General features: G+C 47.1%; 16 protein-coding genes and 1 pseudogene. 13 read left to right on the forward strand and 4 right to left on the reverse strand.

Going from position 1 to position 20,646, the window contains the following annotated elements; translation table 11 throughout:
• Positions 1-83: 83 nt before the first annotated feature.
• The 9 genes from LO777_RS15995 (at position 84) to LO777_RS16035 (ending at position 9,907) form a co-directional block, all read left to right on the forward strand.
• Positions 84-413, forward strand: coding sequence for a hypothetical protein (locus LO777_RS15995; protein ID WP_228854851.1), 330 nt, complete (start codon positions 84-86; stop codon positions 411-413).
• Between the two features lie 113 nt (positions 414-526).
• The gene (locus tag LO777_RS16000) at positions 527-1,948 is read left to right on the forward strand and encodes a sigma-54-dependent transcriptional regulator (RefSeq protein WP_228854852.1); all 1,422 of its coding nucleotides are present in this window, start codon (positions 527-529) and stop codon (positions 1,946-1,948) included.
• Positions 1,949-2,280: 332 nt separating this feature from the next.
• Positions 2,281-2,760: a hypothetical protein gene (locus tag LO777_RS16005; RefSeq protein WP_228854853.1), complete on the forward strand. Its 480-nt coding sequence runs from the start codon at positions 2,281-2,283 to the stop codon at positions 2,758-2,760.
• Complete coding sequence (locus tag LO777_RS16010) at positions 2,760-4,346, forward strand: two-component system sensor histidine kinase NtrB (protein WP_228854854.1); 1,587 nt, start codon at positions 2,760-2,762, stop codon at positions 4,344-4,346. The genes LO777_RS16005 and LO777_RS16010 overlap by 1 nt, the downstream gene beginning before the upstream one ends.
• Positions 4,339-4,704, forward strand: coding sequence for a response regulator (locus tag LO777_RS16015; protein WP_228854855.1), 366 nt, complete (start codon positions 4,339-4,341; stop codon positions 4,702-4,704). Before LO777_RS16010 ends, LO777_RS16015 begins: the two co-directional genes overlap by 8 nt.
• Positions 4,705-4,807: 103 nt before the next feature.
• On the forward strand, positions 4,808-6,499 hold the full coding sequence (locus LO777_RS16020; RefSeq protein WP_228854856.1) for a sulfite exporter TauE/SafE family protein: 1,692 nt from the start codon (positions 4,808-4,810) through the stop codon (positions 6,497-6,499).
• A 168-nt stretch (positions 6,500-6,667) separates the two neighbouring features.
• Complete coding sequence (locus tag LO777_RS16025) at positions 6,668-7,324, forward strand: hypothetical protein (protein WP_228854857.1); 657 nt, start codon at positions 6,668-6,670, stop codon at positions 7,322-7,324.
• 10 nt (positions 7,325-7,334) lie between these two features.
• Positions 7,335-9,455 (forward strand): molybdopterin-dependent oxidoreductase, encoded by a 2,121-nt coding sequence (locus LO777_RS16030; RefSeq protein WP_228854858.1) that lies wholly within the window; start codon positions 7,335-7,337, stop codon positions 9,453-9,455.
• A complete protein-coding gene (locus tag LO777_RS16035) occupies positions 9,452-9,907 on the forward strand; it encodes a 4Fe-4S dicluster domain-containing protein (protein WP_228854859.1) in 456 nt (151 codons plus the stop codon). Before LO777_RS16030 ends, LO777_RS16035 begins: the two co-directional genes overlap by 4 nt.
• Positions 9,908-9,933: 26 nt before the next feature.
• Here LO777_RS16035 and LO777_RS21215 read toward each other — a convergent pair.
• Positions 9,934-10,718, reverse strand: a pseudogene (locus tag LO777_RS21215) (TatD family hydrolase).
• A 258-nt stretch (positions 10,719-10,976) separates the two neighbouring features.
• Between LO777_RS21215 and argA the strand changes: the two are divergent.
• Positions 10,977-12,323: an amino-acid N-acetyltransferase gene (argA, locus tag LO777_RS16050; RefSeq protein WP_228854862.1), complete on the forward strand. Its 1,347-nt coding sequence runs from the start codon at positions 10,977-10,979 to the stop codon at positions 12,321-12,323.
• Here the strand turns inward: argA and LO777_RS16055 are convergent.
• Positions 12,313-13,554: a methyl-accepting chemotaxis protein gene (locus LO777_RS16055; RefSeq protein ID WP_228854863.1), complete on the reverse strand. Its 1,242-nt coding sequence runs from the start codon at positions 13,552-13,554 to the stop codon at positions 12,313-12,315. The two genes, argA and LO777_RS16055, sit on opposite strands and share 11 nt — an antisense overlap.
• Positions 13,542-13,952, reverse strand: a complete 411-nt coding sequence (locus LO777_RS16060) for a type IV pili methyl-accepting chemotaxis transducer N-terminal domain-containing protein (protein WP_228854864.1) — start codon at positions 13,950-13,952, stop codon at positions 13,542-13,544. Before LO777_RS16060 ends, LO777_RS16055 begins: the two co-directional genes overlap by 13 nt.
• 302 nt (positions 13,953-14,254) lie before the next feature.
• Here LO777_RS16060 and LO777_RS16065 point away from each other — a divergent pair, with 302 nt between their 5' ends.
• Together LO777_RS16065 and LO777_RS16070 are read left to right on the forward strand one after the other, a co-directional pair.
• The gene (locus LO777_RS16065; protein WP_228854865.1) at positions 14,255-15,169 is read left to right on the forward strand and encodes an ABC transporter substrate-binding protein; all 915 of its coding nucleotides are present in this window, start codon (positions 14,255-14,257) and stop codon (positions 15,167-15,169) included.
• On the forward strand, positions 15,133-16,908 hold the full coding sequence (locus LO777_RS16070) for a hybrid sensor histidine kinase/response regulator (RefSeq protein WP_228854866.1): 1,776 nt from the start codon (positions 15,133-15,135) through the stop codon (positions 16,906-16,908). Before LO777_RS16065 ends, LO777_RS16070 begins: the two co-directional genes overlap by 37 nt.
• Positions 16,909-16,958: 50 nt before the next feature.
• Here LO777_RS16070 and LO777_RS16075 read toward each other — a convergent pair whose 3' ends face one another.
• Positions 16,959-18,149 carry a TMEM43 family protein gene (locus LO777_RS16075; protein ID WP_228854867.1) on the reverse strand — a complete coding sequence of 397 codons (1,191 nt, stop codon included), beginning with the start codon at positions 18,147-18,149 and terminating at the stop codon, positions 16,959-16,961.
• A 246-nt stretch (positions 18,150-18,395) separates the two neighbouring features.
• Here LO777_RS16075 and LO777_RS16080 point away from each other — a divergent pair, with 246 nt between their 5' ends.
• Entirely contained in the window at positions 18,396-20,645 is a 2,250-nt protein-coding gene (locus LO777_RS16080; protein WP_228854868.1) for a response regulator, read from the forward strand.
• Position 20,646: the final 1 nt, after the last annotated feature.

Raw genomic sequence — 20,646 nt, forward strand, 5'->3', positions numbered from 1 at the left:
CCCTCAATCGACTGCTTAGCGCAGAAGCCAGATCGGCAGCAATCAAACGTGCCCTGGCATGCAGAGAAAAACTGCAGCAATGCTTGAAATGCCTCACTCCTCCACAGCCATTCGGCCTGCAGGAACTCTATATTAAAGAGGGTATCCTGTGCCCCCTGTCAGTAAATGGCTCCTGCATTCTTTTTGAAGCGAGACCGATCCGCTGCAGAACCAACGGCGGCTCTACCCTTGATCCACTTTTTCTTGAATCGGTTATGGGTGAACTGTCCCGTCTCTCCCAGGAAACATTTCTCGTTCTGGCCGGTCAGTTTCCCAGGGGTACAGGTATCTACTCTTCCCTTATTGATACTGTTTCCGGAAAATTCATCCAGACCTATTTTCACCTGATGGCGAGAACGAAAAATCAATCCTGATCTTGATTCAACCCCCTGTGTTCCCGGTATACCGGCCAATTGCAGGATTTAGGTGGTATTTTTTCGGGATAACTGTATGATTATCAGAAACTGAATAACCGAAACAGAACAGGATGAAAGAAGGGAAGCAACTGAAAAGACGTGTCCTTATCGTGGATGATGAAGAAGATTTTCTCGTCCTTCTCGAAAAGGTGATCTCAAGAAAATGCAGATGTGAAGTGTCCCTCGCCACTTCGGGTTACCAGGCTCTGGAAAAAACAGACATCTGGCAGCCTGACGTGGTGCTGACGGACATCAAAATGCCTGATCTGGATGGTCTTGAACTGTTAAAGAAAATTTCCGATGCTGATTCCACAATCAGTACGGTCGTCATGACCGGTTATGGCACCATAGAAATGGCAGTACAGGCATTGAAAGACGGTGCCTATGACTTCCACCAGAAGCCTTTCGACAATGAAAAAATCATCGGCTCCATCCACAGGGCCCTGGAACGAACCCACCTGCTGAGAGAAAACAGACGTCTCCAGCAGCAACTTGCAAAACCGCTGCTGAAAACAGGATTCATCGGCCAGTCCAAACCAATTGTTCACACTGTAGAGCTGCTCTCCCGCCTGGCAACGACCTGTGCAACCGTACTTATCCGTGGTGAATCCGGCACGGGAAAAGAGGTGGCCGCTCGAGCCATCCACAATATGAGCAAACGTGCCGACAGGGAAATGATTACGGTTAACTGCCCGGCCCTTCCCGAACATATTCTTGAAAGTGAACTGTTCGGCTACGTAAAAGGTGCATTCACCGGTGCGGAGACCGACAAGGACGGACTCTTTCTTGAAGCTGACGGATCAACCCTGCTTCTTGATGAGATAGGTGATATTCCTGTTTCTGTGCAGACAAAACTCCTCCGTGTCCTCCAGGAAAAGGAGATCCAGCCCCTCGGGCAGACCCGCACTATCAAGGTTGATGTCCGGGTGCTTGCCTCAACCAACCAGAATCTCGAGGAAAAGATGGCCAGTGGGGAATTCAGGGAAGATCTTTTTTACCGGCTGAATGTCATGCCTGTAATCCTGCCGACTTTGTCTGAAATTGCAGAGGATATCCCCCTGCTTGCCCACCATTTCCTCAAGGAATTCAGCAGGGAGTATGAGCGGGAGGAACTGGAATTCAGCCCCGAAGCACTGCAGTTTCTCATGCGTAAAACCTGGAAAGGCAATGTCCGCCAGCTGCGAAACACCATCAACAGAGCCACCCTGCTCTGTCGTGAAAAACATATTACTCCAGAAGATCTTATGGCTTCCGCCCGGTTTGACCGCTATACACAGCCCGAACCTGTCGCCGACTGTGCATTTCTCTCCGGGGACTACAAAGAGGCCAAGGAAAAAACAATTCGACGATTCACAACTGCATACCTCACCCAGGCCCTGAAAAACACAGAAGGTAATGTTTCAGCCGCTGCACGACAAAGTGGCATAGACCGCCAGGCATTTCAGCGCCTCATGCGAAAATACAAGATCGTTTCGGAAGATTTTCGTAAATAGTCATTTGTGATTTTCACCTCCATGCAACCTTTTTATCCTGTGCAACATTTTTAACGCAGGCAAATCCCTCTTCTTAGGCCATAACCACCGACCCAACCCTCCCAACACCCAGCATTCATCTCTGTAACCATTCGACAAAACACTCTTTATAAAACGTATAAAGAATTCTGCATTATCTGGCACACAAAATGCTTTAAAAGATGCCATTGCCAAGAACATGCTGTCCAATAACACCTCGGAGAGTATGCTCAATCCGGCACACTGGAGAAAAAAGAGAAACATTGAATTTCTGCAACATTTTTGTTGCACTTTACCTGGGTACCAGTTTGACAATGACAGCACTCAGAAACCATTACAGTACTACCCTGCTGTTTTTCACCGTGCTTGCGGTCTGCCTGTTTCTTCCGGAGCGGAGCATGGCTCTGCAGACACATGGTGAGCCGGAGGGTATGTATGTTCACCAGATGGCCCATATTCTCTATATGGCGGCTCTGGGTTATCTGTACTGGGACACCCAGCGCTCAGCCTTTTCAAACCGTGGCTGGACCTACCTGCGGATCTTCTGCGTGCTTACCATTTTCTGGAATCTCCTTGCCCTCATCGGCCATGAATCCACTCAGTACCTCCACCCGAAGGATTTCACCATTGTCGACGGGTATCTGTTCAGCAAGGTCAACAGGCCACTGACTCTTATAAAAGCTGCCTACTATACAGCTAAATTGGATCACCTGCTGACAGTTCCCGCCATGTTTTTTCTCTATATAGCGCTTCGCTCTTTTTACCGAGCTTCCCTGGACGAGGATGGTGACTGATGGAAATGTACATGCTTCCCTCCGTCATAACCGATATTATCGGCTCCCAGGTGATGATCATCCTCTCTTTTCTCTCCCTGCGTTACACCTTTCTGCTCATACGCCGGGAACCTGAAAATTTTATCTGGGGATTTCTCCACTACTTCTGCATCACTCTGGTTATTTTTTCCATCTCCAGGGCCGTGGGACACATGGTCAAACAGGCTCTGCTGATCAGTGATCAGAAAGAGGTCTGGAAAATGATCTCTCCATTTTCAGGTGGTCTGAACACCCTGCTTATGATTTCCGTGTCAGCTGTCACGATCTACTATCATAAAGGTATTGAAAGCTACAGAGCCATCCAGGAAAAGGCCGAGAGTCTCAAACGGGCCAACAAAAACCTGGAAAAAGCTGGAGAAATCATGAGGGAGATGAACCTGCACCTAGAAGAAATGGTTGAGAGTCGTACCCAGGACCTGGCCCTCTCTGAAGAAAAGTTCAGGAATTTTTTTCACAACTCAAAAGACATGGTGTTTTTCTGTGACAAGACAGGACGCATAATTGACATGAACCAGGCCGGTCTGAAAATGCTTGATTACGCTGAAGACCCTCCCCCTTCCTTCTCCCTGAAACATCTCTTCACCCACCAGGATAACCTGGAAAACTTCAATGCAACCCTGCAGAACCAGAAATTCGTGGAAGACTTTGAGGCGGAACTGATCAAAAAAGATGGCTCAATTATTTATACCCTTCTTTCCGCCACCGCTCTGGTTGATGATAAGGGAGAATTTATCGGTTGCGAAGGTATAGCAAAAGACCTTACCCGCCTGAAGACTATGAACTCCCAGATGGTCAGCACTGAAAAAATGGCATCCGTAGGTCAGATGGCTGCAGGTGTCGCCCATGAAATCAACACCCCGCTGGGTATTATCCTGGGCTATGCTCAACTCATGAAGGATGATTTTCCAAAAGACAGTGAAACGTATGAAAACCTGGTAGTAGTGGAACGCCAGAGTCAGGCTTGCAGAAAAATTGTCGCCGATCTTCTCAAGTTTTCCAGACAGTCGGGCTCCTCTCCCAGGGAAGTAAACATCAATGAAATTCTGACCGATGTTCTGGCCATAACAGAACATAATCTCCATTTGGACCACATCGAAGTTGAACGCTGTTTTGCCGAGGATCTACCGGTCATAATAGGGGATGAGGAAAAACTCCGCCAGGTCTTTGTCAACCTGATCAACAATGCCCAGCATGCCATGGAAGACGAAGGTGGTGTTCTCACGGTTCGAACCAGGTATGACAGGGAAAAGCGGATTATCACGGCTTCAGTCATGGATACCGGCACCGGGATCAATCCAAAAATCAGCAACCGGATTTTTGATCCTTTTTTTACCACCAAGTCCGTAGGCAAGGGGACCGGTCTGGGTCTGTCTGTCAGCTACGGTATCATTGAGGATCACAGGGGAAGCATCAGGGTTGAAAGCCCCGTGATGTATAAGAGCAACAGTTGTCAACTCACACCGGGGACTGCCATGCATATTGAGCTCCCTGTTCCCGAGATTAATGAAAAAAAATTAATACAAAAACTGAAGGATCAAAATGGCTGAAATTCTCACACTGGACGATGTCCGCGACGCATGTGTCCTCATTCAAAAAATCCTTTCCAGAAAAGGGCATACGGTACATACCTTCACCGAAGAGGAAGATGCGATCAGATATGTGGATAAAAACCATGTTGATCTGGCAATTCTGGATATCAAACTCAAGAAAATGAGTGGTATTGAGGTACTGGCAGAGTTGAAACGGCTCCAGCCTTCCATCAAGACCATTATACTCACCGGATATCCCACCGTTGAAACTGCGCGGGATGCCTTGAGTTTCGGGGCAAATGAGTATTGCGTCAAACCAATAGACAAGCAGGAACTGGAAAAGAAAGTGGAAAAAATACTCGCAGCAAATGAGTAGCACTGTTTTTTACAACTCTGCCCGGCAGAGTCTTTTTATATTTAACCGGCCGTGCTGAAAACAGCTACGGAATCCTATTAACCCTTATAAAGGAGTGAGAAAAGTGAAGAAATCATTCTGGCCTGTAACCCTTTTAACCGCGGCAATTTTTTTCCTGGTCGCTAACACCGGTTTTGCCGAAACAACCATTTCAGCCAGCGAATACAAAGCTGGGGACACCGTTACGATCAAAGGAGCAATCACCCCGGGCGAAGAGCTCTATATTGCCATAGCCCAGCAGAAGATGTTTGCCCCGAAAGATTCAAACGGTATCAACGAAAAGAAGAAATTCAAGAAAAACGCCAAGAAATTCAACTTTAAACTCGATACCGCAATTCCGCCGCTTTACTATATGTTGACCACCAACCGGGAAGCTTTCGGAAAAGACAGTACCAAAAAATTCGGTGGCCCCTCTTTTCTCTTTAAAAAAGGCGGCGGACTCTACACCGCCACCATGTTCAAGCTGAAAAAAGACTTTAACGCCATTGATGCCGGCGCCAGATCCATGCTTGGCCCGATCAAAACAGCCGACCAGTGGAACATGCTCAAATGGGGGCATGAGAAAAAATATGGTATCAATACCGTCGTCAAGGAAGGAAACAAAAAAGGTAAGGTTGTCATCTTTGCCAGAAGTGTTCTCGGCCAGACCGACAATTACTGGGACAAAGGCACTACCATCAAGCTGGACAAAGCAACCGGACAGTTCACCGCTTCCTTTGCCACCTTCCGTCATACTGCTCCCGACACCAAGTTTGACGTTTATGTAAACGGCGCCAAATCCGGTTCCTTTAATGTTACTAAAAACGGTTTCTGGATGAACAAAGCTTATCGTTACATGAACCCGATCTTCGTCGTTATCGGCGCAATCCTGGTGGGAACCTATTTTTCCATGATCGGTGCCGCAGGTGGTATGCTGATGGGCGCCTTTCAGGCCCTCGTTGTCCAGACCGCTGGACCTGTCGGTATCAACGCCGCCAACGTCCTCCGTCCCTCCAATATCGCCCTGACCCTTTTCTCTCCCCTGGGAAGTTTCTACCGTTTCGCAGTGGTTGAAAGACGTGTAGCCTGGCCGGTGGGACTGTCCTTCGGTGCAGGTATTTTTATTGGTTCTGTCTGGCTCGGTAAATATGCCACCCAGTATCTCTCCCTGAAAGCATACAAGGAATGGCTGGGCGTTCTCGTCGTCCTCATGGCTGTCAAAACCCTGATGGAAATGACTCCCAAGGCCATGGCCAAAAGAAAGAACATCAAGGCCATGACACAGAAATTCAACGCTGCAGTTAAAAAAGCCAAGGAAGAAGGTGGCGCTGTAGAGATGGGTTCCATTGAGCCTGTCAAGTCCGGTATCTTCGATTACCGTTTCAAGTTCTGGGGTGAAGAGTTCCGCATCAACCCGGCACTGTTCGCTTTCCTCGGTATTATTGTCGGTGTTGTTTCCCGTGCGTTCGGTATCGGCGGCGGTTTTCTGCTCGTTCCGATGATGACCACCATCGCGGCCCTGCCCATGTATGTGGCTGTTCCTATTTCTCTTATCGGTACCTGTTTCTCAAGTATCGGTTCCTTTATCGGCTACGTGATGAACGGTTACCTGCCTGATCTTACTCTCGCCATTGCCATCATCATCGGTGGTTTTGTGGGTGGTATGCTCGGCAGCCGCTTTCAGAAACTTTTCAGCGAAAAAGCGCTGAAAATCATCCTGGCCTGTACCCTGTTCTTCCTCTTCTTCAGATTCCTGAAGATCGAGTACTGGATATAGACCGTTTCGGATCAATCCGGAGAACCGTAACAGCTCCCCTGCAGTAATTATTTCCTGCAGGGGATCAGGACGACTAAACAGTCCGGCTGAACCCAATGGATCAGCAACTCAACAATGAAATTTTAACTGCGGAAACACCTTCTACAGAAAAAATTTTCGGATACAATTATGGAAACAGTTTTCGATAAAACCTGGGAATATCTTTATTCCCTCATCCGCCAGGGGGTAATGACTCTTGACTTCCTGCTCGAACACCTGCATTTTCTCGGGCCGGTAGCAGTCATTTTTCTCCTTGGACTTGTTACGGTTGCTGTAACAAAGGTGCTGAAAAAGTATATTCGCACTAAACGACTGATAAAACTTGAGAAAGAGTTTCAATACTGGCTCTCCCTTCGAGAAGAGGCCATGCGCTGTGAGGACAGGGAAAAGGCAAAGGCACTTGCAAAAAATATAGATCAGGCCAAACTCAACAAGGCCTATTATGACTATTTTTTCGAGGGCCTGATGCTCAGCTTTATCACGTTTTACCTGCCCGTTATATCCATGGCTTCATATATCAACGAATCGTACAGGAGCAAAAGACTTCTGGAACTGTTCGGCAGAGATTACATTTTCAGGTTCGGCCAGGAAAACCCTGTTGTGATCGGAGCAGTTTTCTGGTTTCTCACAACCGTTGTTCTCCTCAACATTGGTCTCTATATCAAAAACTGGATGAAAAAACGTTACAGGGCTTCACAGAAGGGACAGGAAAAAAAAAGAATTGAACTGCCCGGAAAAAAAAAGGGAAGCCCACTTGATCAATCGGGCATCGAAAGATGTTCCTGATTTTGGAGGTATGATGATGAAAAAATCTGTTTACTCCATCTGCGGGATGTGCACCGTACGCTGTCCCATCAGGGTGGAAACAGAAAACAACAAGGTAACCTGGATCGAAGGGAATCAGCATCTCTTAGGTGGTGCTCTCTGCGCTAAAGGTTCTGCGGGTCCGGCGCTGGTTGCCGACAAGGAACGACCCCAGCAGCCACTTATTCGTGACGGTGCCAGAGGCTCCGGCCGCTGGAAAGAGGTCAGCTGGCCGACAGCCTATGACTATATTACGGACAAGCTGAAAAAAATCAAAAGTGAATATGGACCCGAATCCGTTGTCCTCAGTTCCAGGGGCGGTCCGTGGCAATCCCTGTACAAGGCATTTATTCACAGGTTCGGCTCCCCGAATTACACCAACCATGACAATACCTGTGGACGAAACACCCACCACTCCAGCCTCTCTATCAACGGAGTAGGCAGGAAAGGGTTTGTTTACGATATCAAAAATGCCAAACACCTGATTCTTTTCGGCCGCAATATGTTTTCTTCCCTGCGCATTGCCGAAAACCTGCAGACTCTTGACATGCTCGACAACGGAGGCAAGCTGACCTACGTTGACGTTCGCCAGACAATGACCGGACTGAAAGCAACCCGTTTTTTCCAGGTGCGTCCCGGAACTGATTACGCTCTGGCGCTGGGCATGATTCATGAAATAATCCGCAGAGAAGCCTATGATGCGGAATTTATTGAACGATATGTTACAGGTTTTGACCAGCTCTGTTATTTTGTAGAACAGTACACACCCGCATGGGCGGCCAAGGAATGCGGAGTACGGGAAAAGGCCATCAAGAACTTTGTGGATGAGCTGCAGGAAGATATGCCGAAAGTCATCTTCCATCCGGGCTGGAACTACTCCAGGTACAAGGACTCCTTTTATGCCGCAAGAGCCCTGCATATCCTGAACGTCCTCATGGGCAGCATTGAGCAGAAAGGCGGCCTCATTATTCCCAAGGGACCAGGTGACTGTGGAGTTCCATCCATCAGAAATATTGACTTTCCCAAACCTGATATCAAACGTGGTGATGGTGTAGGCTGGAAATACAACCATTTCGACAAGGGACCCGGACTCGCCCATCTCTTCTTTCCCACCATGGAAAGTGAAGATCCCTATCCGATCAAGGCCTGGATAGCCATGCGTCATGACCCGTTCTCATGCATGCCCGAGCCCCAGAAGCAGGAAAAGTATTTTGATAAATGCGACCTGCTCGTATCCATCGACGCCCACTACAGTGAATTCGGCTGGTATTCCGACGTTATCCTGCCGGAATCCACTTACCTGGAAAGGGATAACGGCATCTGTGTCCAGAAAGGGCCCAAGCCCCGGTTCGGCAGAAGACAGAAAGCGATAGAACTTGAAAATGATACCAAGCCATCCTGGCAGATCTTCAAGGATCTGGCAGACCGCCTGGATATGAAGGATTTCTTTCCGTTTGATACCATCGAAGATTTCTGGAAGTGGCAGCTTGAGCCCACAGGATTCAAACTGGAAGATTTTGATGAAAAGGGATTTATACCTCTCACCGACAAGGTGATCATGTACGATCCGAAAAACCTCGACGGCCAGTTCAAAACTCCTTCGGGCAAAATTGAAATCATCAGTAAAAAACTCGATGACGCCGGCCTGCCTTCTCTGAAGGAATATGAATCACCCATCAGACCACCGAAAGGTATGTTCAGACTGGTTTATGGCCGTACTGCGGTTCATACCCACGGTCATACCATCAACAATCCGCTTCTCAACGAGCTGATGCCTGAAAACAGCCTGTGGATTAATGTGAAGGCAGCCAAGAAGCTTGGTATTGCCGATGGTGACCTGGTTGATGTCGTTTCCGAGAATGAAACCTACAGTGGAACAGTTCCGGCACGCGTGGTGGAATACATCCATCCGGAAGCTGTCTATACCCTGCACGGCTTCGGTCGGGAGATTCCACTCCAGACCAGGGCCTGCCATGCAGGAATCAGCGATCAGAAGCTGATGGATAACAAGCTGGATGACTGGGATCAGGCTGGTGGTGCCATTAACCTCTGCGAGGTTTTTGTTGTCGTCCGTCGCAGTGTCAGAAGTGCCAAGAGGAGGGTTGAGTTATGAACAAATATATGATCTACCTCAACGGAAAACGATGTATAGGCTGCCACGGTTGCGAAATCCACTGCAAGGCCAACAAAAATCTTCCGGTAGGACCTCAGCTCTGTGAAATTGATCACTCCGAGATGGTCACGGTGAAAAGCGTTTCAAAAACGGAATTCTTTTTCCGTTCCTGCTATCACTGCGAAGAACCGTTCTGTGTTCCAATCTGTCCGACGGATGCCATGATCAAGCGGGAGGATGGTATTGTCTATATCGACCAGGAGAAATGCATAGGCTGCATGGCCTGTGCCGGAGCCTGTCCGTGGACAATTCCACAGATGAACCCGGATACCAAAAAAGCGATAAAATGTGATTACTGCATGGATCGCGTAGATGCAGGTTTGAAGCCAGCCTGCGTTACCAAATGTACCACCCATGCACTGAAATTTGTTATCCTTCAGGAAGTGGAGTAATTTTTCAACAGCGGGGTGCCATCCTGTCACCCCGCTGTCTGCAGGTTTAGAATCTTTTTTGCATTCGCGCTGGTCTGCCTGGCAATTTCCTCCATGGACTCCCGCCGTATCAAAGACAGTGCCTCCAGAACATTCGGTAAGTATTCTGGGCTGTTAGGTAAATTTTTTTGAGCGACAGGACCCACCATATCGGGGGCATCAGTTTCAAGAACAATTGCCTCCAGGGGCAATTCAGCTGCCAGTTTCCTGATTTTTTTCGCCCTCTCCCATGTCACCATGGTCCCGTAGCCCAACACGAATCCCAATCGCACGTAAATATCCGCCTGTTGTCTGCTGCCATTGAAAGCATGGACAATACCACCATAACTGAAGTGCGACTGACGCAACACTGCCAGCACCTGATCATGGGCCTTTCTCACATGGAGCAGGATCGGCAGGTGCAAGACCTTTGCAATATCAAGCTGCCCCTGAACAATTCCTGCTGTTTCTGCACATCTCTGTGCCCAGACTGGAAATCAAGACCGATCTCCCCCACGGCTACCACATTTTCGTTCTCACAGAGACTTCGCAACACCTCCAGAGCGTCAAGCTTACAGGGGAAAAGAGGATGCAATCCCAAGGCTGGATGAAGATATGATTTTTCACGGCATAAAGAGAGTATTTCCTGCCAGCTGTCATAACTGTAACCGGGAATAACAAAATCGGTGACCCCGGCTTTCCTGCTGCGAGAGAGAATTCCATCAAGGTCCGAAGCAAGAAGGGAATGATTGAGATGACAATGGGTGTCAATGAGTTCTATTTTCCTTTCCATCCGTTAACTCTACTCACAAAAATGAAATATGATTGAAAAGAACCCGGAAAAAAGCTAGGTTGTGTCTGTTCAGAAATGAAATTTTTTGTTCGAGTTCAAGGAGCATAGAAAAATAAAAAGCGCAGCATATTAGGCATATGTGAGCATTTTTATTTTTCGTAGCGACGCAGAAATCGGGCAAAAAGACCATTTATGGACAGACACCAGGTTGTGTCAGTTCACAAATGAACATAATCTTCTTTTACATTGACCTTTTTCATGAACAGCTACAACAATAATTTTTTGAAATGGTTCCGCCATGTGTCTCCCTATATTCATCTTCACCGGGGAAAGACCTTTGTCATCATGATCCCGGGAGACTGCATTGAACAGCAGAACTTTCCCAATATTATCTGGGATATCGCGACCCTGCACTCCCTCGGTATACGCCTTGTCATCGTTCACGGGGCAAGAATACAGATCGAAAAGGAACTGTCGAAGGATAACATCCGATCCCGTTTTCATGAAGGGTCAAGAATCACGGAAAGAAACCACCTGGAAGCCGTTCTCAAGGCGATCGGGTCCACACGCTTCCAGCTGGAGGCTCTTTTTTCCAGTGGCCTGCCGGATTCTCCCATGTCCGGAGCAAAAATAAAGCTTCGCAGCGGTAATTTCATAACCGCGAAACCACAGGGTGTAATCAACGGCATCGATCATCAGATGACCGGAAAAGTGCGCAGTGTCGATACTGATGCCATTCTGGAAATTGTCGCAGGTGGCGGACTACCTCTTCTCTCTCCCCTGGGATACTCGGTCACCGGGGAAGTCTTCAACCTCTCTTTCGCCGATGTCGGAATCAGTGTAGCTGCCACCATTCAAGCTGATAAAATTCTTATTTTCAATGACGACGGCCCCATCCACGATAAAAATAACAGTCTCTACCGTCAGTTGACAATTGAACAGTGTGAAACATTTCTCCATGACCAACACGACCACGCACCCGCGAGCTCCTATTTTTCCCTGCGTGCCTGCCTGGCTGCCTGCCGACGAGGTATCCCCAGGGCCCATATCATTTCATCCATGGAAGACGGTACCCTGCTCAAGGAACTGTTTACCCGGGACGGCAACGGGACGATGGTTTACGGTGATCACTATGAATCCATCAGAGCAGCAGAGACCAATGATGTTGTCGGTATCATGAATCTTATTTCTCCCCTGGAAAAAAAAGGAATCCTGGTAAAACGTTCCCGTGAGCTTCTGGAGAAGGAGATAGGATATTTCACCGTCATGGAAAAGGATAATATGATTATTGGTTGCGCAGCCCTTTACCCGATCCAGGATGCAGCAGCTGGAGAACTGGCATGTGTTGCAGTCATGAAAGAATATCAAAAGGATGGTCGAGCAAAACAACTGCTCGACCATATTGAAAAGAAGGCGAGGCAACATGGCCTGAAACAGATTTTTTCGCTGACCACCAGGACCGCCCACTGGTTTCTTGAACAGGGATTTGTTGAAACCAGCCTGGACAGGATGCCGGCAAGCCGGAAAAAATTATATAACTACCAGCGTAACTCCAAGATTTTTGTAAAATCTCTCCAGGAACCTGTCCAACTATCTACAGAGTAATTTTTGAAACCATTTGCTCCAGATTTTCAGCCAGATTCTGTATATCTTCCCCATTATCCTTGACCTTGTCCGCGGAATTGGATGTGGCCTGACTGTGCTCTGAAACCTCGTTCATGTCACCTGCCACCTCACTGGATACGGTTGACAGTTGGGCAACGTTTTCAGTAACCTCCTGAATTCCCAGGGAGGCCTGGGAAATATTGTCTGCTATTTCCATCGTGGTTGCAGACTGCTCCTCAACAGAAGTTGTAATGGTGGAGACAATGGAGTTCACCTCGTTTATGATTTTGGTGATCTGCTGAATCTGGGTCACGGTGCCGGCAGTGGAATTCTGAATACCTTCGATACGGGATTTGATTTCATGGGTAGCGTCTGCTGTCTGTTTTGCGAGATCCTTGATCTCATTTGCCACAACAGCAAAACCTTTTCCGGCCTCTCCTGCCCGTGCGGCCTCAATGGTTGCATTGAGAGCAAGGAGATTGGTCTGCTCAGAAATCTCGGTAATGGTCTCTGTGACCTTGCCGATTTCAGTAGCGGCCAAACCCAGCTCGTCAACTTTTTCAGAAGCAGAATTTGCCTCTGCCACAGCCTCTCCTGAAATGGTCTGGGCCTGCTCCGTATTATTCACAATTTCAGTTATGGTTGAAGTCATCTCATCGGTTGCCGTGGAGACCAGGGCAATATTAGTGGAGGCTTCTTCCGTTGCCGCAGCCACGGTATTCATATTGGAACTCATCTGTTCAGCCGCCTGGGCCACATCAATGGAAATTGATGAAGTGGCCTTCGCCCTTTCCTGCATTTCAACAGCGATATTACCGAGTGAAGTGGAGAGATCACTCAGTTTTTGTGAATTTTGAGATACCTCTCCAAACATTTCGTTTAAATTTCCACTCATGTCATCCAGGTAATGCCCAATCTGTCCTATCTCATCCTCACCTGAAATACCAGATTTTCGACTCAGGTCACCATTCCCGATTACCTGGGCGAATTCGGTAATCTGATTCAATCTGCCTATGACCTTCTGGATGACAATAACACCAATAATTGAAAAAAAGATACCAATGCCGAGCCCGGCCAGCTGCAAAGCAAGAAGCAGAGACACTGATGATTCGGCATCTTTCTGCATCTGGACTACTGCCTTATTCATAGCGACAAGGAGATTATTGGAATGCTCCTCTATCCAGTGAAGTTCATCCTTTGCCGACGGAGCACCCGCAATCACCCTCTCCATTTTTCCCCTGTACTCCTTCCAAAGAGGTTGAACATTCTGAAGAAGCTGCAATGCCTCACCCTGCACGGGGGGGCAGGAAAAACTTTTCTTGTTATCCAACGCCAGAGACAGGGGGATCTCCCCCCCTGCATGAGACTGTTGAGGGTTGTATTGAAAACACGCATGGAATTGGCAGAGGCATTGAATGCCTTCTCCCGTTCGATTCCATCATCAGCACTCACTCCTTCCAGAAGCTCCCTGGTCATTTTCTGGCTGAGCATTCGCTGTCGACCGGCCATATTTATAATAGCCCCATCATTCTTCTGGTTGTTGGTCACCCACCAGGTGACAAGAAACATACCAAGGATGATTAACGCCAGACTGCCGGTGACAAGTATAATTTTTGTCCTCACTTTCATAAAACGCACTCCTCCAGTCACTGAATTTCTGCCTGGGCTGTTCATACAGAAAAAAACAGGCTTTTTCCGGAACAGTTACTCAATTTCCTCTCTAATTTGGGTTTATCACAAACAAGCTACAGATGTAAAATTTTTTCTCGGAAAAAACACTTTATGTGGGCTCTTTTTTCAAGTTATCGAAATGTAACATTTTTTCGCCCAAAACCCTTGGGCCACATTGTAATATAGTTTTATTTCTGATAACCTTTAATGGATCTTAACAAAAAAACATAACCATCAGTGTCTGCCCGAAGGCCTCCGAAATGCGATACGGATCCGGATCCATTCTTTTTTCCATGCTGACACCTCTCCTTTGTCTTTTCCTGAGTCACGCGGCAGCACAGTCTGACAAAACCGTCTCTGTACCTGTACAGAACCAGCTGAAAATAAAACATATCCTGCTGCTCAATTCCTATCACCAGAGAATGACCTGGGTAAAAGATATTGTGCGGGGAGTGGAAGACATTCTTCAGCCTGAAAAAAATGGTCTCTCTCTTCATGTGGAAAACATGGATTCGAAAAGATACCATTCTCGAGAATACTATGATATTTTCTATAACTATCTGAAAATAAAATATAAAAATACTGATTTTTCTCTTATTTTATCATCTGACAACAACAGTTATAATTTTCTGCGTAAACACCGGGATACTCTCTTTCCTGGAGTCCCAGTCTCATTTTGCGGTGTGAACGGTTACAATTACGAACAGATAGCAGACAGAGACGATTTTACCGGCGTTGCGGAAATCGTCTCTGCCCGTGAAACCGTTGAAATGGCCCTTCGGCTTCACCCGAAGGTGTCCAGGTTTTTTGTCATTAACGATTACCTGGTAACAGGTCGAGCCTGGACTCACGATATCTCCAGACAATTACGACATATTTCTCCCGATATTACGATTGAATATGCGGACAATCTGCCTATCAGTTCCCTTATGAATACAATAGCCGGGCTGAAAAACGACACACTCGTCCTGCTGGGCAGCTATTTTTCTGACAGAAACGGGCGCTATTTTACCTACGAACGTATTGGAGAAATGCTTTCAAAATCCAGCAGGGTTCCCATCTATTGTCTGCTTCAGTTCAATATCGGAAAAGGTGTTATCGGGGAAAGGTCATCAGCGGTTATTACCAGGGAAGAGCAATGGCCGGTATCGGCAGAAAAATTCTCTCAGGTTTGAGAGCACAGAATATACCGGTCATTGAGAAGGGCAGTAATAAAACCATTTTCAATTATGAGCAGCTCAAACGATTCAACCTGAACGAATCCAGGCTGCCGCCGGAAACCATCATCATCAACAAACCTCACTCGTTTTATGATGACTACAGACCTCAAATTCAAATTATCATTATCTCAATCGCCCTGCTCCTCTTCACCATCGTAATACTTGTATTCAACATACGAAAACGAATGATGGCTGAAGAAGCTCTTCGGCTCAGTGAAGAACGCTTTCGTCAACTGGCTGATGCCGGATGGGAAGCAATATCCATCCATAAAGACGGGCTGCTGCTCCAGGCAAATGAAGTCTTTTTCGATCTTTTCGGTTATACACGCCAAGAATTAATCAATAAACAGATAATGGATTTAATCTTCCCGGCAGAATGCCTTGAGCTCGTGCAGGAGAAGGTAAAAAATAATGATATTAATCCTTATGAAGTCAAGGGAAGACACAAAAACGGATCACTTTTCCCCATGGAAATCCGAGTACGGGAAATGAAATTTGAGGGTGAAAATATCAGGATGGCGGCAATGCGTGACCTTACCGAAAGAAAAGCGATGGAAGAGAAACTGTCACAATCGCTGAAACTCGAGGCAATCGGCACACTTGCCGGAGGAATCGCCCATGATTTCAACAACATTCTTTCAGCAATTCTTGGTTACTCCGAACTCACTCTCCTGCATCTTCCTGAAAACTCACAAGCTGAAAATCACCTCAAAAAAGTACTGGATGCAGGAAATCGGGCCAGATCTCTTGTCCAACAGATCCTTACATTTGCAAGGGAATCCAAAGAAGAACTCCAGCCTGTTCAGGTTTCACTCGTTGTCAACGAAGCCCTCAAACTCCTTCGTGCCTCACTGCCCGCCTCCATCGAGATAAGAAAACAAATCAGCTCAGACAGCCTGATACTTGGTGATCCGACCCAGATTCATCAAATTATAATGAATCTCTGTACCAATGCCGGAAAAGCCATGCCCAACGGTGGAATTTTAAGCATAACCCTGACCGAGACAACAGCCGATGAAACCCTTCTCGCCAAATACCCGGAAATGAAAAAGACGCGCTATCTCCAGCTCACCGTTAAAGACACGGGCAGCGGAATCGCACCGGAAATTAAAAACAGAATATTTGATCCATTTTTCACAACGCGAAGCAAGGAAAGCGGCACAGGTCTGGGGCTGTCTGTCGTCCATGGAATTGTCAAAAACTGCCAAGGAATAATTACATTAGCAAGTGAATTGCATTGCGGTTCAACCTTCAATATCTTCCTGCCCGTAATAGATCATGAGATATTATCTGTCTCCCCCGTTTCCGGCCCACTGAGGCGGGGGACTGAACATATTTTGTTCATCGATGACGAAAACAGCCTTGTGGAAATAGCTGAAACATTTTTAGAGAGGCTGGGATACAGGGTGTCAGGATTTACCAGCAGCATGGAAGCACTTGAAAAATTCCGGGCAACCCCAAAAGCTTTTGACCTGGTGATCACGGACATGACCATGCCCAAAATGACCGGAGATAACCTGTCCCGCAAAATACTCGCCATAAGAGAAGACATCCCCATTATCCTCTGCACCGGATTCAGCGAACAGATTTCCGAGGAAAAAGCTCGTGAAATAGGCATAAAAACCTTTCTCATGAAACCAATAAACCAGGAAACATTGACCAGAACAGTTGGAGATATTCTGGATTCTGCATAGAAAACCTGGAGGGTATGAAATATATCTGTTTTTCGGGACAGATTAAAACATCAGGGTACGGGTGGTGGTTCCTCCGGGGGCACAGGTGGAGGCATAACCGGCTCACTCCCCCTGATCCTCCTGAAGAGCAGCACACCAATCAGAAAGGCAGCACCGAGAACAGTAAAACCGAGCATCGGCCTGTAAAAGAGCCATGCAATACCAATAGTTACACAGGACAACACAGCGGAAAAAAGTGCCGCTATAACAGTCGTTCCAGCTCCGATAATCGAACCGATCATCGGTACGACATCAGCAAGAACAACAAGGGGGGAAAGGATCATGCTCAAGCCAACCGTCATCAGGAAAAAACCGGCAAAACGGAGCATCCAGGTCAAAATGGTGTTGGATTGCCTGGCCTTTGAAAACATTGAATCTGCCGTATGTATACCGGTCTCAAGCAATTCTATATTGCCACCCGCTACAGTATGATAAGGCTTGAAGGTTGAACCAGTCTGGCGTGCCACAATACTTATTTCCGTAGGTAAGACAACAGAGAAACTGATCCTCATATCACCAATTTCAGGATGAGAAGGATCACCGCCCAGATAAAATCCGTTTCCTTGCCTTATACTCCCGGCAGCAGTACCCTTGGGTTCTGCATCCGCAGGCACGGTGAAAGGTACCTTGTTTCCCAGTCTTGTGAGGAGTGATTGCGGCAGGGTAAATGCACCGAGACGAACATGAGAAGCCATTACTGTTTTTGGCCTGTAAACCATTGTCTCTGGATTTTCATGGCCGTTTTGCTGCTGAAATCCCCTTGAATCAATAAGCCGTCCGGACCATTCCTGACTATAACTGTAGGTGGTTACGGTCTCCTCACCTCCGCCAAGTTTCTTTTTCTTTTTTGTCCTGCGCGATTCCTGCCACTGGTACATCTCCACATGACGAATCAGCTTAATTGCCGAAGCGGAAACGCCGAAGTCAGGATCAGTTAAAACCTCTTCAGTTTCAGGTTTTCCACTTATATGGACAAGTTTTCCGTCATTTTCAGGACTAACATGATCCCTGTCAATAGAAAGAACCTTTCCGCCACCTTCTACCAGGGTTTTATAGCGCTCCACAGCCCTTCCCTCGTTCCAGAAGAGCAGACCAAGGGAAAGCAAAACCATCAATATGCCTGCCAGGATACCCTTAAACGCATTGCCGATACGACTGAACCAGGACTTCTCTGTTGTTATGCTGAAAGTGTCCTTTCCCATTGTTTCTCCGTTTTTCTATAAATCCAACTGAAATTCCTCACTCCTCACCCCTCACTCCTCACTCCTCACTCCTCACTCCTCACTCCTCACTCCTCACTCCTCACTCCTCACTCCTCACTCCTCACTCCTCACTCCTCACTCCTCACAAAAAAATAACTTCTCTCCCTTCAAGGCCCACTCATTTTCTGATATGATTAAATAATAGCTTTTCTCAAACAAAAAAACTAACCGAAAATATCCAGCCTTATGCATGATGGCACCCATGACAGCGCAAATCTTCCCGATTCCGATTTTCCAATACTGCTTACAAGCCTGATTACAGGCCTGAGGTCTGTTTCATCCAGGAAAGAACTATCCGGTTTTCTTCACAGGGAATTTTTTCCGAAGTTGAGTCAATTGTCGACAGAAATCTACTATCCCAACCTCTCCACCGGGCTCTTTTCTCCGATTTCTTCAGCTACCGCCAATCGGAAGCGTACACCTGTTGCAATACCTTCAACCCACAGCTATTTTCCGGCCAGGCTCAAAAAAGGAGAAATTGCAGAGCACCATGGAATGAATAAAAGACCACCGTTTTTTGCCTCAACGGGAAATTTTTCCCATCTGCTTTTCCCGGTTATGGACGAGGGAAAACCAATCGCCCTGCTCTACTTCGGCAGTCGTGAAAAACAGTCATTTTCAACACAATTTCTCTCGCTTCTGCAGCCAATTGCCGCAAGCATCGGTTCATGTCTGCACGATCTTGCCATCATTCAAAATCTGCAGATATCCCTTGACTCCCTGGAATACTCCGAAAAACTGAAAACCTCCCTTTACACAATCAGTGAGCAGGCGCAAAGTCTGGAAAAAATAGAGCATTTTTATATTTCTCTCCATCATGCAATTGGCCGCCTGATCCATGCTCCCAATTTTATTATTGCCCTGATGGAAAAAAATGGAGAAACCGGAACCATCAATTTTCCCTATTTTGCTGATGCTTATGACAAACAGTCCCAGGGACAGACGGTTGATATGAACGAGCATTCCCTCATCGTTCATATGATAGAAAATCGAAAGCCTCTACTTCTCACTCCGGACAATTTTGACCGTGTATGCAAAAAAAACAGGATCAGTTTTTCCGGGAACATGCCACATTCCTGGCTGGGGGCTCCTTTTTATCTGACAGAAAAAACGGGTGCGGTAATAGTCCAGAGTTATCAAAACATTATCTACACTGAAAAAGACAAGGCCATCATGGCCCATGTGGCCCAGCACGTGGGGGACACACTGAACCGCAGGCTTGCCCTGGAGGAGCTAAAAATTGCCAAGGCACAGGCGGAAAAGGCGGAAAAAAACAAATCCACTTTTCTGGCCAACATGAGCCATGAAATCCGTACTCCGATGAACGGAATTATAGGCATGACGGAACTGGTCCTTGATATGGACCTTTCACCCCGCCAGAGAAGTTATCTGACAATGGTCCACACTTCAGCTGAAAGACTCCTCGAACTGATCAACGATATCCTCGATTTTTCCAAAATTGAAGCCGGCAAACTCCAGCTTGACCTGAAACCTTTCAAGTTTCGTGATACCATAGCCGACGCCATGGAAACCCTGGCCCTTGAAGCCGCTGAAAAAAATATAAACCTGGTGATCAACTGTGATCCTTCCATCCCCATGGTCCTCTATGGAGATGCGGGCAGACTTTGCCAGATACTCATCAACCTGCTCCATAACGGTTTGAAATTTACTGAATCCGGTTCAATTTCACTCACCATCAGCAGAGCTGAGAACTTCACTGCAACCGGTGGACAGCTCTCTCTTCATTTCCAGGTTTCGGATACCGGAATAGGCATCCCTTCAGAAAAGCTGAACACAATCTTCAAACCGTTCAGTCAGATCAACACTACACGAGATTCCAACAAGAAAGGAACCGGTCTTGGCCTGGTCATTGCGGCAGAGCTGATAGAGCTCATGGGAGGAAATATCCGGGTAAAAAGTCGCCCGGGAACAGGTACCACATTCTCTTTCACAGCTTGTTTTCAGACGTGCCCGGATGAAAGAAAAAAGGGCAGACTCCCAACAGAACCGGCTGACCCACTCCCACAGCTTCAAAACAGACCATGCACTATTCTCCTGGTTGAAGATGAATATATCAACCGGACCCTGGCGGTTACCCTTCTCCAACGGGACAACTGGCAGATCACTACGGCGGAAAACGGCAGGGAAGCCCTTGAACATCTCGAAAAAAACAGTTTTGACCTTATTCTCATGGATATCCAGATGCCAGAACTCGATGGCTATGAGACCACAAGAATAATACGTAAAAATGAAAAGACCACGGGAGACCATATCCCGATTATCGCCATGACGGCTTATGCTGTAAAAGGCGACCGACAGAAATGTCTTGGCGCAGGAATGGACGGATATATCTCAAAACCCATCAAAGCGGATCGTCTACGAGCGGAAATAGCTGCTATTTTAAAGGATCGCATTGCAATGACTTTTGATCATTGAT

Origin of the sequence: Desulfomarina profundi (assembly GCF_019703855.1) — a bacterium.
In the GTDB taxonomy this organism is placed as follows: Bacteria; Desulfobacterota; Desulfobulbia; order Desulfobulbales; family Desulfocapsaceae; genus Desulfomarina; species Desulfomarina profundi.

Excerpts from the sequence above, each read along its gene's own strand:
- LO777_RS16000 (WP_228854852.1), top strand. The coding sequence starts at position 527 with ATGAAAGAAGGGAAGCAACTGAAAAGACGTGTCCTTATCGTGGATGAT.
- LO777_RS16005 (WP_228854853.1), top strand. The coding sequence starts at position 2,281 with ATGACAGCACTCAGAAACCATTACAGTACTACCCTGCTGTTTTTCACC.
- LO777_RS16010 (WP_228854854.1), top strand. The coding sequence starts at position 2,760 with ATGGAAATGTACATGCTTCCCTCCGTCATAACCGATATTATCGGCTCC.
- LO777_RS16015 (WP_228854855.1), top strand. The coding sequence starts at position 4,339 with ATGGCTGAAATTCTCACACTGGACGATGTCCGCGACGCATGTGTCCTC.
- LO777_RS16025 (WP_228854857.1), top strand. The coding sequence starts at position 6,668 with ATGGAAACAGTTTTCGATAAAACCTGGGAATATCTTTATTCCCTCATC.
- LO777_RS16030 (WP_228854858.1), top strand. The coding sequence starts at position 7,335 with ATGATGATGAAAAAATCTGTTTACTCCATCTGCGGGATGTGCACCGTA.
- LO777_RS16035 (WP_228854859.1), top strand. The coding sequence starts at position 9,452 with ATGAACAAATATATGATCTACCTCAACGGAAAACGATGTATAGGCTGC.
- argA (WP_228854862.1), top strand. The coding sequence starts at position 10,977 with ATGAACAGCTACAACAATAATTTTTTGAAATGGTTCCGCCATGTGTCT.
- LO777_RS16055 (WP_228854863.1), bottom strand. The coding sequence starts at position 13,554 with ATGGAGAGGGTGATTGCGGGTGCTCCGTCGGCAAAGGATGAACTTCAC.
- LO777_RS16060 (WP_228854864.1), bottom strand. The coding sequence starts at position 13,952 with ATGAAAGTGAGGACAAAAATTATACTTGTCACCGGCAGTCTGGCGTTA.
- LO777_RS16065 (WP_228854865.1), top strand. The coding sequence starts at position 14,255 with ATGCGATACGGATCCGGATCCATTCTTTTTTCCATGCTGACACCTCTC.
- LO777_RS16070 (WP_228854866.1), top strand. The coding sequence starts at position 15,133 with ATGGCCGGTATCGGCAGAAAAATTCTCTCAGGTTTGAGAGCACAGAAT.
- LO777_RS16075 (WP_228854867.1), bottom strand. The coding sequence starts at position 18,149 with ATGGGAAAGGACACTTTCAGCATAACAACAGAGAAGTCCTGGTTCAGT.
- LO777_RS16080 (WP_228854868.1), top strand. The coding sequence starts at position 18,396 with ATGCATGATGGCACCCATGACAGCGCAAATCTTCCCGATTCCGATTTT.